Source organism: Clostridium kluyveri DSM 555 (assembly GCF_000016505.1).
GTDB classification, from domain to species: Bacteria; Bacillota; Clostridia; order Clostridiales; family Clostridiaceae; genus Clostridium_B; species Clostridium_B kluyveri.
This window is the reverse complement of record NC_009706.1, coordinates 1,836,402-1,851,069: the sequence shown is the minus strand read 5'-3', so window position 1 is coordinate 1,851,069 and position 14,668 is coordinate 1,836,402. Positions and strand designations below refer to the sequence as shown.

The 14,668-nt window shown below is 33.5% G+C and carries 11 protein-coding genes and 1 pseudogene; 7 read left to right on the top strand and 5 right to left on the bottom strand.

The window, feature by feature from the left end; genetic code table 11:
* Window positions 1-587: 587 nt before the first annotated feature.
* The 7 genes and pseudogenes from nifB to CKL_RS08560 form a co-directional block, all read left to right on the top strand.
* A pseudogene (nifB, locus tag CKL_RS08590) lies at window positions 588-1,871 on the top strand (nitrogenase cofactor biosynthesis protein NifB); the annotation flags it as partial.
* Between the two features lie 131 nt (window positions 1,872-2,002).
* Window positions 2,003-2,830 carry a nitrogenase iron protein gene (gene nifH, locus CKL_RS08585; protein WP_012102140.1) on the top strand — a complete coding sequence of 276 codons (828 nt, stop codon included), beginning with the start codon at window positions 2,003-2,005 and terminating at the stop codon, window positions 2,828-2,830.
* A gap of 185 nt (window positions 2,831-3,015) precedes the next feature.
* On the top strand, window positions 3,016-4,404 hold the full coding sequence (gene vnfD / locus CKL_RS08580; RefSeq protein ID WP_012102139.1) for a nitrogenase vanadium-iron protein, alpha chain: 1,389 nt from the start codon (window positions 3,016-3,018) through the stop codon (window positions 4,402-4,404).
* An 8-nt stretch (window positions 4,405-4,412) separates the two neighbouring features.
* Window positions 4,413-4,751: a Fe-only/vanadium nitrogenase subunit delta gene (locus CKL_RS08575; protein WP_012102138.1), complete on the top strand. Its 339-nt coding sequence runs from the start codon at window positions 4,413-4,415 to the stop codon at window positions 4,749-4,751.
* A 23-nt stretch (window positions 4,752-4,774) separates the two neighbouring features.
* The gene (locus CKL_RS08570) at window positions 4,775-6,160 is read left to right on the top strand and encodes a nitrogenase component 1 (protein ID WP_012102137.1); all 1,386 of its coding nucleotides are present in this window, start codon (window positions 4,775-4,777) and stop codon (window positions 6,158-6,160) included.
* Window positions 6,161-6,272: 112 nt separating this feature from the next.
* Window positions 6,273-7,799, top strand: a complete 1,527-nt coding sequence (locus tag CKL_RS08565; RefSeq protein WP_012102136.1) for a nitrogenase component 1 — start codon at window positions 6,273-6,275, stop codon at window positions 7,797-7,799.
* Entirely contained in the window at window positions 7,784-9,124 is a 1,341-nt protein-coding gene (locus CKL_RS08560) for a nitrogenase component 1 (protein ID WP_012102135.1), read from the top strand. Before CKL_RS08565 ends, CKL_RS08560 begins: the two co-directional genes overlap by 16 nt.
* Window positions 9,125-9,130: 6 nt before the next feature.
* On the opposite strand, the gene CKL_RS08555 is transcribed toward CKL_RS08560, so the two are convergent.
* The 5 genes from CKL_RS08555 to CKL_RS08535 all read right to left on the bottom strand — a co-directional run bounded on the left by CKL_RS08555 (window position 9,131) and on the right by CKL_RS08535 (window position 14,588).
* Window positions 9,131-10,081, bottom strand: a complete 951-nt coding sequence (locus CKL_RS08555) for a substrate-binding domain-containing protein (protein WP_012102134.1) — start codon at window positions 10,079-10,081, stop codon at window positions 9,131-9,133.
* Between the two features lie 175 nt (window positions 10,082-10,256).
* Complete coding sequence (locus tag CKL_RS08550; protein WP_012102133.1) at window positions 10,257-11,138, bottom strand: ABC transporter substrate-binding protein; 882 nt, start codon at window positions 11,136-11,138, stop codon at window positions 10,257-10,259.
* A gap of 16 nt (window positions 11,139-11,154) precedes the next feature.
* The gene (locus CKL_RS08545; RefSeq protein ID WP_012102132.1) at window positions 11,155-11,541 is read right to left on the bottom strand and encodes a DUF6262 family protein; all 387 of its coding nucleotides are present in this window, start codon (window positions 11,539-11,541) and stop codon (window positions 11,155-11,157) included.
* Window positions 11,522-13,474, bottom strand: coding sequence for a tyrosine-type recombinase/integrase (locus CKL_RS08540; RefSeq protein WP_012102131.1), 1,953 nt, complete (start codon window positions 13,472-13,474; stop codon window positions 11,522-11,524). The genes CKL_RS08545 and CKL_RS08540 overlap by 20 nt, the downstream gene beginning before the upstream one ends.
* The gene (locus CKL_RS08535; RefSeq protein ID WP_172634753.1) at window positions 13,467-14,588 is read right to left on the bottom strand and encodes a tyrosine-type recombinase/integrase; all 1,122 of its coding nucleotides are present in this window, start codon (window positions 14,586-14,588) and stop codon (window positions 13,467-13,469) included. The genes CKL_RS08540 and CKL_RS08535 overlap by 8 nt, the downstream gene beginning before the upstream one ends.
* Window positions 14,589-14,668 lie beyond the last annotated feature (80 nt).

Sequence of the window (14,668 nt, the reverse complement as noted above, 5' to 3'; positions counted from 1 at the left end):
AGGAGATGTGTAAATAAAAAGAGTAGAGATTTAGGTAACTATCAATATATCAATTTAAATGCTATATTTTTGATATATTATTATTAATAGTATATTTATTTTGATAAAATATTAATGAAACTATTGCCTTTTTAGAAAAATTGTGGTATATTTTCATATAAATTATTATTCAAAATCATACTAACACTTTTTATAAGAATCTAAAAAGCTTGATGTTTGATCAATATTTTATTGTTGGATGTTACATTGATAGTTAATTTAGAAATATAGAAAAATAATTGTAATTAAGTTGTGAATAGTTTTAGGTAGGTTAACATGAACTAGAGCATACCTCTTAGTTTTGTGAAGGAAATGCCAAGAGATATACTCAAAAAAATGAGTCAGAATATGTCAAATTCTAACCATATATAACAAAATTATACCATAAAAGAGCATCAGGTTCAATATAGTTTTTAAACTGCAATTAGTAATTTAAGGCAAATATAAAAGATTCTAAATGAAAAGCTGATAAGGAGATGATTGAGTTGAAAAATAAAAATTTAAGGGCTGTAGATTATAATCCATGTGAAATCTATGTTCCAATTAATAGGGAGATGAAATCCAATATACATCCCTGTTTTGGAGATAACGCTCATAAATTTGCCAGAATGCATATACCTGTGGCTCCTAAATGTAATATAAGCTGTAATTACTGCAGCAGAAAATATGATTGTGCAAATGAAAGTAGGCCTGGAGTTACAAGTGAAATTTTAAGTCCGGAAGAAGCCCTTGAAAAATTTAAAGTAGTTAAAAGTAACATGAAAAGTTTAACTGTTGTAGGTATAGCAGGCCCCGGAGATGCACTGGCAAATTTTCAAGAGGTAAGAAAATCTTTAACACTTATAAGGGAAGAGTCCCCAGAAACTATATTTTGTCTATCAACTAATGGCCTTATGCTTCCACTTTATGCAAATGAACTTATAAAACTTGGGGTATCCCATGTCACAGTAACCATAAATGCTGTAGATAAAAAAATAGGAGCAAAAATATATAAAGAAGTTAACTATCTAGGTCATAAATATGTAGGGGAAGAAGGGGCAGAAATACTTTTGGATAATCAGCTTAAAGGACTTAGTTATTTATGTTCCAGTGGCGTAGTGTGTAAAGTAAATATAGTTATGCTTAAAGGAATAAATGACAAGCATATAAAAGAAGTTGTTAAAAGAGTTAAAGAGTGCGGGGCATATATGACAAACATAATGCAGATGATACCAGTCCCAGGAAGTAGGTTTGAACATTTGCCTCTGGTTTCAAATATAGAGTTGAATGAAATGAGGAAAGAATGTGAAGTTGATATAAAGCAAATGTATCACTGCAGACAGTGTAGGGCAGATGCAATAGGCACCTTATCCCAAGATCGCTCTATAGATTTTAGAAATGCAGGATGTGGAATCTGTGAAAGTAAACATTCTGTTAAAGCAGAAAAACATGATCTTGAAAAGTGCATATCTAAAGGCAAAAAGTATAAATTTGCAATTTCATCAAAATCAGGCATTAATATAGATCAACATTTCGGACATGCTGATGAATTTTACATTTATTCATATGATTCAGGCACCGTGAAATTTTTGGAAAAAAGAGATGTAAATAAATATTGTACAGGAATTGAAGACTGTGATGAACATGATGATAAAATTTCAAGAATAATTAAATCTATAAAGGACTGTGATGCAGTGCTTGTACTCAGAATTGGATTTGATCCAAAAGAAAAATTAGAAACAGAGGGAATTAGAGCTATAGAGATGTATGATCCTATAGATAAAGGGATTCTCCGGGCCGTTCAGGAATTTGAAGAAGTTGACTGCCAGTTATCTTCTGTTATTGGAAAGTAATAGATGTAACTATAAATTATTAATTATTAACTATTAATTAAATAGGGAGGTGATATCTATTAGTTGAAAGCGGAAAATCAATATAAAGTTTAATTATTTTAATAATTTATAATTTAAAGGGGGAATAAAAAATGACAAGAAAGATAGCGTTTTATGGTAAAGGTGGAATAGGTAAATCAACTACACAACAAAATACAGCTGCAGCACTGGCTCATTTCTATGGCAAAAAGGTTTTTATTCATGGGTGTGACCCCAAGGCAGACTGTACACGTCTTATACTTGGAGAGATGACTCAAAGTACAATAATGGATACTCTTAGAGAAGAGGGGGAGGATTCAATAACAGAAGAAGCTGTTATTAAAACAGGATTTAAAGATATACGCTGTGTTGAATCTGGAGGACCTGAGCCTGGCGTCGGCTGTGCAGGAAGGGGTGTTATAACCTCAATTAATTTAATGGAAGAGCTTGGAGCTTATTCTCCTGATCTTGACTTTGTGCACTTTGACGTTTTAGGTGACGTTGTATGCGGAGGATTTGCAATGCCTATTCGTGAAGGAAAAGCACAGGAAGTATATATTGTTGCATCTGGAGAAATGATGGCAGTATATGCGGCAAATAACATTTGTAAGGGTATACTTAAATATGCAGATCAAGGTGGAGTCAGATTAGGTGGTATTATATGCAACAGCCGTATGGTTGATAAAGAATTAGAACTCATGGAGGAATTTACCGAAGCAATAGGTACTCAACTGATTCATTTTATACCTAGGGATAATATAGTTCAAAAAGCAGAGTTTAACAAGCAGACAGTAGTTGAATATGATGCTGACTGCAATCAGGCAAAGGAATATGGAGAATTAGCACGTAAGATTATAGAAAATAAAAATTTTGTTATACCTAAACCTTTAAAGATTATTGACTTAGAACAAATGGTTATGAAATATGGCCTATTGGATTAATTGAAAATTCCATGCATGCTCAAAGCCTATAAGGTTCTTAATGAGTCTAATTGTTGTAAATACCTCCTCCTCTTTTGTATATTATTTAGAAATTTAAAGATACATGAATTAAAAGTATGAACAGAGTGGAGGTAGTTTACTTCAAATAAAGTATAATATTTTAAAATTAAGGAGGTATGTAAAAAATGCCATTAAAGTTATTTAAGTGTGATGAAACTATTCCAGAGCGAAAAAGACATTGTTATGTGAAGCAGCCTGGAGAAGACACCACAATGTTTTTACCTGATGCAAACATAAATACCATTCCAGGAACACTTTCTGAAAGAGGCTGCAGCTTTTGTGGATCAAAGCTTGTTATAGGGGGAGTCCTCAAAGATACAATTCAGCTGATTCACGGCCCTGTGGGATGTGCATATAACACATGGCACACAAAGCGTTATCCAAGTGACAATGATAATTTTCAGCTTAAACACGCATGGTCTACAGATGTTAAAGAAAGGCATGTTGTATTTGGCGGTGAAAAAATATTAAAGCAAAGTATGCTGGAGGCTTTTGCTGAATTTCCAAATATAAAAAGAATGATAGTGTATACTACCTGTGCTACAGCATTAATAGGTGATGACCCTAAAGCAGTTGCGAGAGAAGTGCAGAAAGAATTAGGTGACGTAGATATATTTTGTTCTGAATGTGCCGGGTTTGCAGGAGTTAGCCAGTCTAAAGGACACCATGTGTTCAATATTAGCTGGATGAATGAAAAGGTAGGAACTTTTGAACCTGAAATCAAAAGTCCATATACCATAAATCTTATTGGAGATTATAATATTCAGGGAGACAGCTATGTTTTAAGCAGATATCTTGACAGGATGGGAATCCAGGTGATAGCCCATTTTACAGGTAATGGTACCTATGATGGCCTCAGGTCCATGCATAAAGCCCAGCTAAGTGTGGTTAACTGTGCCAGATCTGCAGGGTATATAGCCAATGAATTGAAAAAAACATACAATATTCCTCGTATTGATATTGATTCATGGGGCTTTGATTATACCGCAGAAGGACTGAGAAAAATAGGAACATTCTTTGGAATAGAGGATAAAGTAGAGGAATTAATTTCTGAAGAATATGCAAAATGGAAGCCAAAACTTGACTGGTACAAGGAAAAATTAAAGGGTAAAAAGGCCTGCATATGGACAGGAGGACCTAGATTATGGCACTGGACAAAATCCCTTGAAGATGATTTGGGTGTTGAAGTTGTGGCAATGTCATCAAAATTTGGACACCAGGAAGACTTTGAAAAAGTAATTGCAAGAGGAAAAACGGGGGCAATTTATTTGGATGATGCCAACGAATTGGAATTTTTTGAGGTTTTGGATGAAGTTAAACCGGATGTGATATTTACAGGTCCTAGAGTTGGTGATTTAGTTAAAAAACTGCACATACCATATATTAATGGACACGCATATCACAATGGACCTTACATGGGATTTGAAGGTTTTGTAAATTTGGCAAGAGATGTATATAATGCTACCAGATCTCCACTTTGGGAACTTGCCGGAGAAGATATAAGAGAGGTGTAGGGATATCTATGAAAAACAGAGTAGAAGAATTATTTTCGTTTATTCAAGAACGTTATTTGTGGCAATTTTATTCTCGTTCCTGGGATAGAGAGGAGAATATAAAAGGGATTTTGGACGCTACGTTTGAAATTTGTACAGGTAAGCAAGTGAAAGATAAAACATTAATGGATAAATATTTCTATACTGAAGGAAAAGCATTTTCAGAAGTTATAAAAAAGAAATTTCCGTGGTTTTTAGAACTTGATGAATCAGAAAAAAAATCTGTAATTAATGACCTACAGACAAAATTGTTAGATGTAGTTGTAACAAGGTCATTAAATGCTGAATTAAAAAATCCAAATTACTAATAAATTAGAATAGAGGTGATAGTATGTCCTTAGAAATAAAAGAAAAAGAACGGGCGGGAATAGTAAATCCGATATACAATTGTCAACCTTGTGGTGCAGAGTTTGCATCTATCGGATTAAAGGACTGCATTCCTTTAGTGCACGGTGGACAAGGATGTTCAATGTTTGTCAGATTGTTATTTGCACAGCATTTTAAAGAAAATTTCGAAATGGCATCATCTTCCATACATGAGCATGCAGCTGTTTTTGGTGGAAAGAAAAATGCGGAAGAAGGAGTTCAGGTACTTGTAGACAGATATCCAGATTTAAGAATAATTCCTATTGTTACTACTTGTTCAACTGAAACCATAGGTGATGATATTGAAGGTATAGCGGAAATTATGAATAGGAAGCTAAAGAAATCACATCCTGATAGAAAAGTTACCCTTATTCCAGTTCATACCCCAAGTTATAGTGGAAGTCATGTTCAGGGTTATAATGTAGCTGTAAAAGCATTTGTCAATGCTTTAGCAAAAAAAGGGGAGCCAAATGGTAAATTAAATGTTATAACTGGATGGCTAAATCCCGGTGATGTAGCTGAAATTAAGCATATATTGAAAGAAATGGATGTAAAGGGAAATATACTTATAGATACAGAAACATTTATGACACCAATTATGCCGGATAAATCCAGATTTGCATACGGGAATACAACAGTAGAGGATATAGAAGATTCTGCTAATTCTCTTGGTACTATAGCCTTGTGTAAATACGAAGGCGGTGCTGCAGCTCAACTGCTTGAAACAAAATTTAAAGTTCCAGCAGTAATTGAGGATATACCTGTTGGCATAAAAAATACAGATAAGTTTTTGAAAAATATCAGTAAGTTGACAGGTAAACCAATACCACAATCATTAGTTGAAGAACGTGGATTAGCCATTGATACCATGGTAAATCTGGCCCACATGTTCTTTGCAAATAAAAAAGTTGCAATTTATGGTGATCCTGATTTGGTTATAGGACTTGCACAGTTTTGTTTGGAATGCGAATTAGAGCCTGTACTTCTTTTGCTGGGAGATGATAACAAGGCTTATCAAAAGGATCAAAGATTAACTCAAATAGAGGAAAATGCAAATTGTGATATAGAAGTAATATGGAATTCCGATTTATGGGAATTAGAGCGCAGATTGAAAGATAAATCAATAGAGGTGGATTTAATCATGGGACATTCTAAAGGCAGATTTATGGCAATAGATTATAAAATTCCTATGGTTAGAGTGGGATTCCCGACTTTTGATAGGTCAGGGTTATGGAGACAACCTGTTATTGGATACAAAGGTGCTATGCTGCTGGCTGACATGATTGCTAACACCATGTTTGCCGATATGGAAAACAAGCATGATAGAGAATGGATTTTAAATACATGGTAGCTCATAATCAATAAACTAATAATTTTAAGTATATTGCCCATTTCACTAGAAATCAATTAGTTGTTAATGGGCAATATGCTCAATTAATTAAATTCTCAGGGGGTGAATTTTATTGAATAGTGTAAATGATAGTATTGTTTTTCATGGTAAATTGAGTAGATTATACCGTTTAGCTAAAGAAGGCAAGATTAAAACTAATCTGCAGGGCAGCCATACCCGTCCCTGTAAATTTTGGACAGCTACAAAAATTTTAAGTGGTATAAGAAATTCCATTGTTATTGCCCATGGCCCCAGCGGATGTGCCTATGGAGTTAAACAATCATATAAGTTAACCAACAGTAGAAACAGTGGTGCCCCTTATGAGGCAGTAGTCAGTACCAATATGGATGAAAAATATGTAATATACGGGGGAGAGAAAGGGTTAAAAGGGGCCATTAAAGAAGTGGATGACAAATATCATCCAGATGTAATTTTTATTGCTACCAGCTGTGCAACTGGAATTATCGGGGATAATGTGGATGCTGTGGCAGATAAAATAAAAGATGAGATAAATGCCCAAATAATGCCTATACATTGTGAAGGATTTGCAGGAGAATATAGAAGTGGATTTGATCTGGTATTTAAACAAATTGTAAGATTTATGGACCCTCCTACTGAGGAAGAAAAAGCTAGATTAGCACATTCTGTAAATATTGTAGGAGGTAAAATGGGGCCTGAAAGAACTGAAGTGGATACAGATGTAAAAGAACTGGTAAGGTTGATAAAGGGAATGGGTGCAGAAGTTAATTCAGTTATTGCAGGCAATTGTACTTTAGAGGAAATTAAAAGGGCGCCTAGTGTTGCTGTAAATTGCACTCTTTGTCTTGATTTAGGCTATGCCATAGGAAACGCTATGTTAGAGGAATATGGAACTCCATTAAACTCCACGATATTGCCTTATGGTATTAGTGCCACTAAAAAGTGGTTAAAAGGTGCAGCTAAAAAATTAGGCATGGAAAAAGAAGCTGAAGATTTAATACAAAGAGAATATAATGAAATAAAAGATGAATTTGAGGAAGCTAAAAAATTTCTTCAAGGGAAACTGGCTATTGTTGAGGGACATGATGCTATTAAATCATTATCTATTGCGCATATGCTTGAACGTGATCTTGGAATGCGTCCGGTTATATTTAATTTTCATCCTTGGAGTACAGAGGCAAGGGAAACAAGTATAGATTATTTATTAGAAACTGGATTGGATCCTGAGGTTTTAATTACAAAAGGTACTGTTGCTTTTGGTAAATATGAATCCATGAAGCAGACGGAAGAGGAATTGTTGGCTTTTCTTGGGGGACTAAGTGAGGATTCAGCTGTTTATTTTGGTTCTTCTCTCAGCTTTCCAACCATACCTTTGGTGGATTTAAATGCTATACTAAATCGTCCGAGATTTGGCTTTAGGGGAGCACTTAAGGTGGCTAAGTGTGTTAAAACAGCACTGGAATATTCTTTTAGGCCAAGGAGTTCATTATCTAAAAGAATGGTTTTTCCTGAAAAGTCAGGCCTTGCATCTATTCAATCATTAACACCTAAGCTAGGGCAAGATATGCCTGATTGTACAGTATATGCACATAGGAGGAGAGGCAAATGTATGATGAGTTGAAATTCCATAATTGTGAGCACAGCAAGGATCCGGTTTTAGGATGTGCCCTTGAAGGTGTTGCCAGTGTAATAGCAGGAATAGAGGATGTGAGTATTGTTATTCATTCACCACAAGGCTGTGCAGCAACAGTGGCAAATGCATATGATTTGCATGAGATAGATTTTACCAGGAGAAAAGTAGGCTGTACCCGTTTATTTGAAACAGATGTTATTATGGGAGCTTCGGAGAAACTTAAGCAGCTTATAAAGGATGCAGACAATACTTTTAATACTAAGACTATGTTTGTGGTGGGTACATGTGCTGCGGATATAATAGGTGAAGATATAGAAGGGATATGTAAAAGTATGCAGTCCGAGGTAAAGGCAAGACTTATACCTATAGTTGCAGGTGGATTTAGAGGTAACAGTTATGACGGACAGGATATAGCTCTAAATGCCATCATACCTCTTATAAAGAAAGGTGAAAAGAAATACAAAAATAGTGTGAATATTATATCGCCGCAGGCAAATTTAAATCCTACATGGTGGGAAGATCTAAATTGGGTAATTAAAACTTTAAATTCATTAGGGATAAATGTTCAGGCAGTTCTTCCACATAATACTTCCATGGAAGAAATTAAAAATTCAGCATCAGCTTCAGCTAATATACTTTTAAGCCATGATGCAGGTTATCAGTTTGCAAAAAAAATGGAGAAGATACATCATATACCTTTAATTCTTTCTGATATTCCACTGCCTATTGGCACAGAAAATACTGCCAGGTGGCTTAGGGCAATAGGCATATATTTTGGAGTTGAAGACAAAGTGGAGCAAATGATTAAAGAAGGAGAAGAAAAGGTAATAGGTTTACTGAGAAAGAGGGCACTTATGATAATTCCACGTTATCGTAACTGCAGGATTGCCATATCTGCAGATGCCACTATAGGAATTGGCCTTGTGAGGATGTTATTTAAAGAATTAGAAATGATTCCTGAAGTCATAATGATAAAATCGGGTAGAGAAGAAGCAAAAAAAGTACTCAACTGGGAGCTAAGCACCTTGGGTATTTCACCCAAGGTAGCATTTTCTGTAGATGGATATCAGATTAAAAAAGGATTAAGTGATTTTTATATTGATACAGTTATTGGTTCTGCCTGGGAGAAGTACATGGCAGAAGAAATAGGAATAAAGGTTGCCTTTGATGTTTTAAATCCCACAAATAGAGATATATATGTGGATAGAGCATATTTTGGATATGATGGTATGCTCAATATACTGGAAATTATGGGCAATGATTGGGAAAGGGCGTATCGTTCAAAGGAGATTAGCTGGGCACAATATGAATAATTTTTATTAGCTTTCTCCTATAATTTTTCCTGTTTCGCTTGTATCGTACACATCAATGCCTTGAATTTCCATTTTAAATTCCTGGGAATTCAGAACGGAAAGTATTGCCTGAATAATAGGAGATTCAAAATCTTCTTTCTTAATAACTAAATCACATTTTTGTTTTTGTATTGGTATGAATTCTATATTCTCTACTTGGGAAATAGTTTTTTGGTTTCCCACAGCAATATCTGCTTCACCTCTGGATACAGCACTTGCTGCTGCAAAATGAGAGAAAACTTCTACATCATAACCATTGATAAGTTTTCCTGATATTCCAAGTTTCCTAAATTGTTCGTCTATAAGTACACGTACACCAGAACCTTTTTCTCTATTTACCATGACGATGCCAGGTCCTGATAAATCATCCCATGAAGATATATTTTTGGGATTTCCTTTGAAAACATAAAAACCCTGCATATGACATGCAAGACGGACAATTATGCAGGGAACACCAGGCAGTAATCTTCGGACATAGGGTATATTGTAGATGTTATTGTCTGAATCCCATAGATTGCAAGAAGTAACAGAGGCATTGCCTTTATATAGGTTTATCAACCCGTCATAGCCTCCTATGTATCTTCTTAGTACTTGAAATTCATTTGGATAATGTCCCAGGTGTTGTGTCAATACATCAAGAAGCAGTTCCTGGCCGCATATGATAAAATTTTTGTCTTCAGTTAACGACTGCTGTTGGGGTACCTGAGTCTTACGTTCAGTAATAGGATTAATAATTTTAATATTATTAGTTCTGCTTTTATTTTTATAATATTCAACATCTTCAATATCAACACGAACCTTTCGGCCAATACGATAAGAAGGCAATTCACCTTTTTTAATCAAATCATATACTGTATTTTTTGATATATCTAAAAGCTCGGCTACTTCTTGTGCCGATAATGATGTTTTATCTTTCATATAAATGATCCACCTTTTTAATAAAATAATATGAATTGAACTACTTTAAACTAAAGCAGTAATCATTAAACATATTATCTACTATTTCATAGTATTTTGCAAGGCTAATGTTATTTATTAAAGCTCATATAACATAGGAATACAAAAATGCTATATGAGCTTTAAATTTATGAATTTATTTTTTAGGATTCATTATATCTTCTAGATCTTCACTGTTTACATTATAGTTATAATATGCTTTGTAAAATTCTTCTACCTCTTTATTCATATCTATATCTGTAAACATGTCAGGGTATAAAGTTTTAGCTGCCCATAATACTTGTAGTGCATTATCACCACTTCTTGCACACCACACATTTACACCTTTGGGATTTATATAAACTTTATTATTTTTAACTGCATTGATGTCTTTAAATCGCTCATCTTTTAAAATTGCATCTTTGTTAGGCGCATCTCTGACTATAATTACATCAGGATTCCATTGGACTACATTTTCCATAGAAACAGTTTGAGACATACCTTTAACTCCATTTTGTGCAGCTGTGTTTATGCCACCAGCTATTTCTATCCAGGAAGTAACTATTGAGTTATTTCCATCGGTACTTAAAGGGCTATCTGCTGAATAATACACTTTTAATTTGTCATTGTCAGAAATAGATGAAGTTTTTTCAGTAATACGCTTTATATTAGAATCATAGTAGGAACAAAATTGAGAAGCTTTTTTAGTTTCTTCTTCTCCAAGTAAATTCCCCATTAAAGTTACAGACTTCTTAAGTTCTTCTGGTGTATCATAGGATATTATAACTACAGGTATATTTAATTGTTCTATTTTTTTCTGAAGTGCTTCTTTACCCGACCATAATACAACTACATCTGGTTTTGATTTAATAAGTTCTTCAATATTCACTTCTTTATCAAAAGGTGAAGATACTGTCTTTATTTTAGGGGTAATACCAGCAGCCGTGTTATTATCTATACTAAGACTTGAAGAATGGCCTAAATTAAAGGTTTCAACTTTGTTTATATGTACTCGATGTAGGATTTTAAATGCCTCCAAGACTTATATCTGGAGGCTAACTTTTATCATAAATTTTCCCCTGCAAATACATAAGTTCTTGTTTTAATCTTTTTACTTCCTCAGATAGCTCTTTAATTTTTTTATTCTTGGCTATAAGAAGAGTATCTTTGTTGTTCTCTGTCATTTGTTTTTTCATATTTTTAGAAGAAAATACTTCTATCTGCCTTACTCTTAATTCCTCTATTCTTTTACGAACATCCTTATGCGTATATAGATAAGTTTTAGATACGTTAGCTTCTATTGAAACACTATTAAAGTTAATAGGTTTTTTCTCAATAATAAGCTTTTGGATTGTAGCATCCACACGTTTAGTGACTTCCTCTTTTTTATCTTGGGCATATTCTTTTAAGCCTTTGATATTCCTAACATGGCTGCTGGGCATTGTTCTTCTCCTCCTCAGTATATTCTCTACCTTTCTTTCCAGCCTTATGATGTATTTTACCTTGCTTTAGTAATTCTAGAATAGTTTCATACCTTTCTAGGAGAGCCTGATTTTTTTCAATCCATACACTACGATTTTGAGCTTTTCCACGTTCAATTACAGCTTTTGTTTCCTGAATCTCCAATTCAAATTGTGGTATAAAGTCTGGAGTAGTACAAAGATTACGGCATATTAGACAAGGATTCAATTGAGTATGACACTCTTGTTTCTTGGGCTTTATGCAATAGCCTAAAGGCATCCTAACAGCATCTAGATTATGCCTTATATATTCCCACTCAATAATATCTTCATTTTCTATATCTGATATATCTATCTTTTTTAGCTTACCAGCATCATCAATTCTAAAAAGTCCTTGCTTAGTAACTTCTTCCCATGATTTTCTCATTGTAGTGTCAAGTATTTTAGCGTATGTAAGTGTCATTTCAGGTGATGCATGGGCCATCCACTTTTGAACATGAAGCAAGCTCATCCCATTATTAATGAGTTCAATAGCCTTTGTATGTCTAAAGGCATGGTTTTTAAAATGAAAGATATTGCCATCATCATCTATTATATTTTTTTCAATTGCGAGACGATTAAGATAATCACTGACACATCTTGCTTCTGGAGGATTTCCAGCACGTTTACCTCTTAACCTCACAAAGAGTAATTTATTAGGATTGTTAAATTCATTGCTTTTAGGTATTGTTATCTGTATTACTGATTTAACAACAGCTGCAACCTCATCAGTAATTGGAACTCTATGATTTAACACTTGTGTTTTCTTTATGTCTCCACATATATACCAACCTTGAGGAGTGTGATCTAGGCAATTATCATATCTAAGATTTAAAATATCTGATATTCTCCAGCCAGTTGCACGTAATAATATAACTATGGGTATATACTCTGCTGGAGTAAGAAATTCAAGGTTATCATCTAGCTGCTGTAATACACATTCAGGTATATATTTTATGTCATTTTCAGTTCTCATAGGTATTTTAGGCAAATCTTCTTTAAAAATTAATAGGAGAACTGGTTTAATTGGTGCCTGTTCATATTCTGCTTTTTGAATATACTCAAGAAAAGTTTTAAGAAACATTAAATACTCTAATTCTTTTTTTTGATTCCCCTCTGTAAAATTACGCAAATGACTAAAGTAATCTTCCATGTCTTTTCTAGATAATGATTTTAAATCATTCCATAAAGGATATTTTTGATAAATAAATTGTAAAAACGTTCTTATTGTTCTTACATCCCTGCAACACTGTGCATGGGAGCATTTGCTTATACGCATTTTCATATAATTTTTTACTGTTTGGCGATATATTAAAGGAACATCTGAAAAGTGTAGATAATAATGGCATCTATCAGTAGAATATCTTGCTGCTACAATTTTTCTAAAATCCCAAGTATCCTTTTCAAACTCATTTCTATCATCATAAAAGTTTTGATAAAACGGTACTATTTGACTAATAAGATAACTATAAAATTTATAAGTCTTTATTCCCAAATCAGCTAGGTATGTTCGTAGTTGAATAGAGGTTTTACTAAGATCTAACTCAATAAAACTATTTAAATCTGGATATTGTTTTTGAAAGAAGTCAGAAAGTCTTCTAAACACCTGACTGTATTTATAAATGGTATCAATTGTTACTATGCTATTTGTAAGTCTGTATTTTAAAAAGTATTTTAGCTCTAATTTTAGGCTAGAATTAAAAAAGCTAAAATTAATTTTCTTATATTTTATATCGACTCGACTTGATGTCTTCCTGTATTCAGAAAAAACATCATCTTTAAGGTTCCAAATATCCTGTTCCCAGTATCCACGTAAAAATTCATACATTTCATATAATTTTTCATTAGTTTGTTGTAGTATGAAAATACTATTCATTTATCCTCACCTTTTTTAGTCTCATTTTTTCTTCAGCTTTTTCCCAATCTTTGCGAATATCTTCGTCAGAAGGATGAATGTACATTTGCATTGTGGTTTGAACATGTGCATGACCAGCGCGTTTCATAAGATGCTCATCTCTCCAACCAGCTCTACGAAGTTCTGTTAAAGATGTATGTCTCAAAATATGTGGTGAAACATCTATTCCTGTCTTGCTTTTCAGTCTATTAAAAAGTGAAACAACATCCTGATATTCCAATGGCTGATACTTATTTTCTCCAGAAAATTTTATAAATACATGATTAGTATCAACTTCATCAGTATGATACTCAGCTATATAATCCATATAAAAATTCATGAGGTCAGAAGAAACATCAATAGTTCTAGGACTACATACTGTCTTTATTTCTGCATGGTTACTAAGTTCTCCACGATCTCTAATATGAATTTTACCGGCATCAATTTGAAAATCTTCAAGCCATAATGCAAGAGCTTCACCTATACGTATGGAGCTTTCCCAAAGTAATTGAATTAGAAATTTATCTCTAATATTTGAACATGCATCCATCAAAATACCTACTTTTTCTTTTGATATTGTTTTGGGTTTTGATTTAGGCGCTTTAAGCTTTAGAATTTTTCTATCGTAGCTTCTATCCTTATTGATATGGTATAGAAAATTTTTAAAACCACGATGGGAGCCTGATATTTGCCTTTTCAATCTTACTGACAATTGAACACTATAATCTTCATGTCTCATAATATAATCATAAAATCCAATAACCGTAGATAAGACTATGTTTATTGTTTGCGCAGTTCTCGTTGATGTTGCTAAAGCTATAGGAGAAACTTTTAGACTACCATAAGGATTTTGAAGCCATCTCATAAATGAAGCCATTTCATCTAAACCAATATCTCTATAATCTAAGCTCTCTTGGTCTAAAAATTGAAAAAAGAGTTTTAAGTGATAGCAATAAGCTCTCAAAGTATTTCTTGCTGCACCTGCATTATCTTTATATCTTATGTACTTTAATACTACTTCTACTGGTTCCCCCTTATCATCAACCAGCATATATCTTTCTTTTCCTTTTCCTGTAATTAAAGCTTCGACCCTCATTTCTATCCACTCTCCCATTCACAACTAATCTTCTATACCTAGTGTTCTACTATTACTATTTTTTATACATATAGTTTTTT

Excerpts from the sequence above, each read along its gene's own strand:
- CKL_RS08535 (WP_172634753.1), bottom strand. The coding sequence starts at position 14,588 with ATGAGGGTCGAAGCTTTAATTACAGGAAAAGGAAAAGAAAGATATATG.
- CKL_RS08545 (WP_012102132.1), bottom strand. The coding sequence starts at position 11,541 with ATGCCCAGCAGCCATGTTAGGAATATCAAAGGCTTAAAAGAATATGCC.
- CKL_RS08555 (WP_012102134.1), bottom strand. The coding sequence starts at position 10,081 with ATGAAAGATAAAACATCATTATCGGCACAAGAAGTAGCCGAGCTTTTA.
- CKL_RS08540 (WP_012102131.1), bottom strand. The coding sequence starts at position 13,474 with ATGAATAGTATTTTCATACTACAACAAACTAATGAAAAATTATATGAA.
- CKL_RS08575 (WP_012102138.1), top strand. The coding sequence starts at position 4,413 with ATGAAAAACAGAGTAGAAGAATTATTTTCGTTTATTCAAGAACGTTAT.
- CKL_RS08560 (WP_012102135.1), top strand. The coding sequence starts at position 7,784 with ATGTATGATGAGTTGAAATTCCATAATTGTGAGCACAGCAAGGATCCG.
- nifH (WP_012102140.1), top strand. The coding sequence starts at position 2,003 with ATGACAAGAAAGATAGCGTTTTATGGTAAAGGTGGAATAGGTAAATCA.
- vnfD (WP_012102139.1), top strand. The coding sequence starts at position 3,016 with ATGCCATTAAAGTTATTTAAGTGTGATGAAACTATTCCAGAGCGAAAA.
- CKL_RS08570 (WP_012102137.1), top strand. The coding sequence starts at position 4,775 with ATGTCCTTAGAAATAAAAGAAAAAGAACGGGCGGGAATAGTAAATCCG.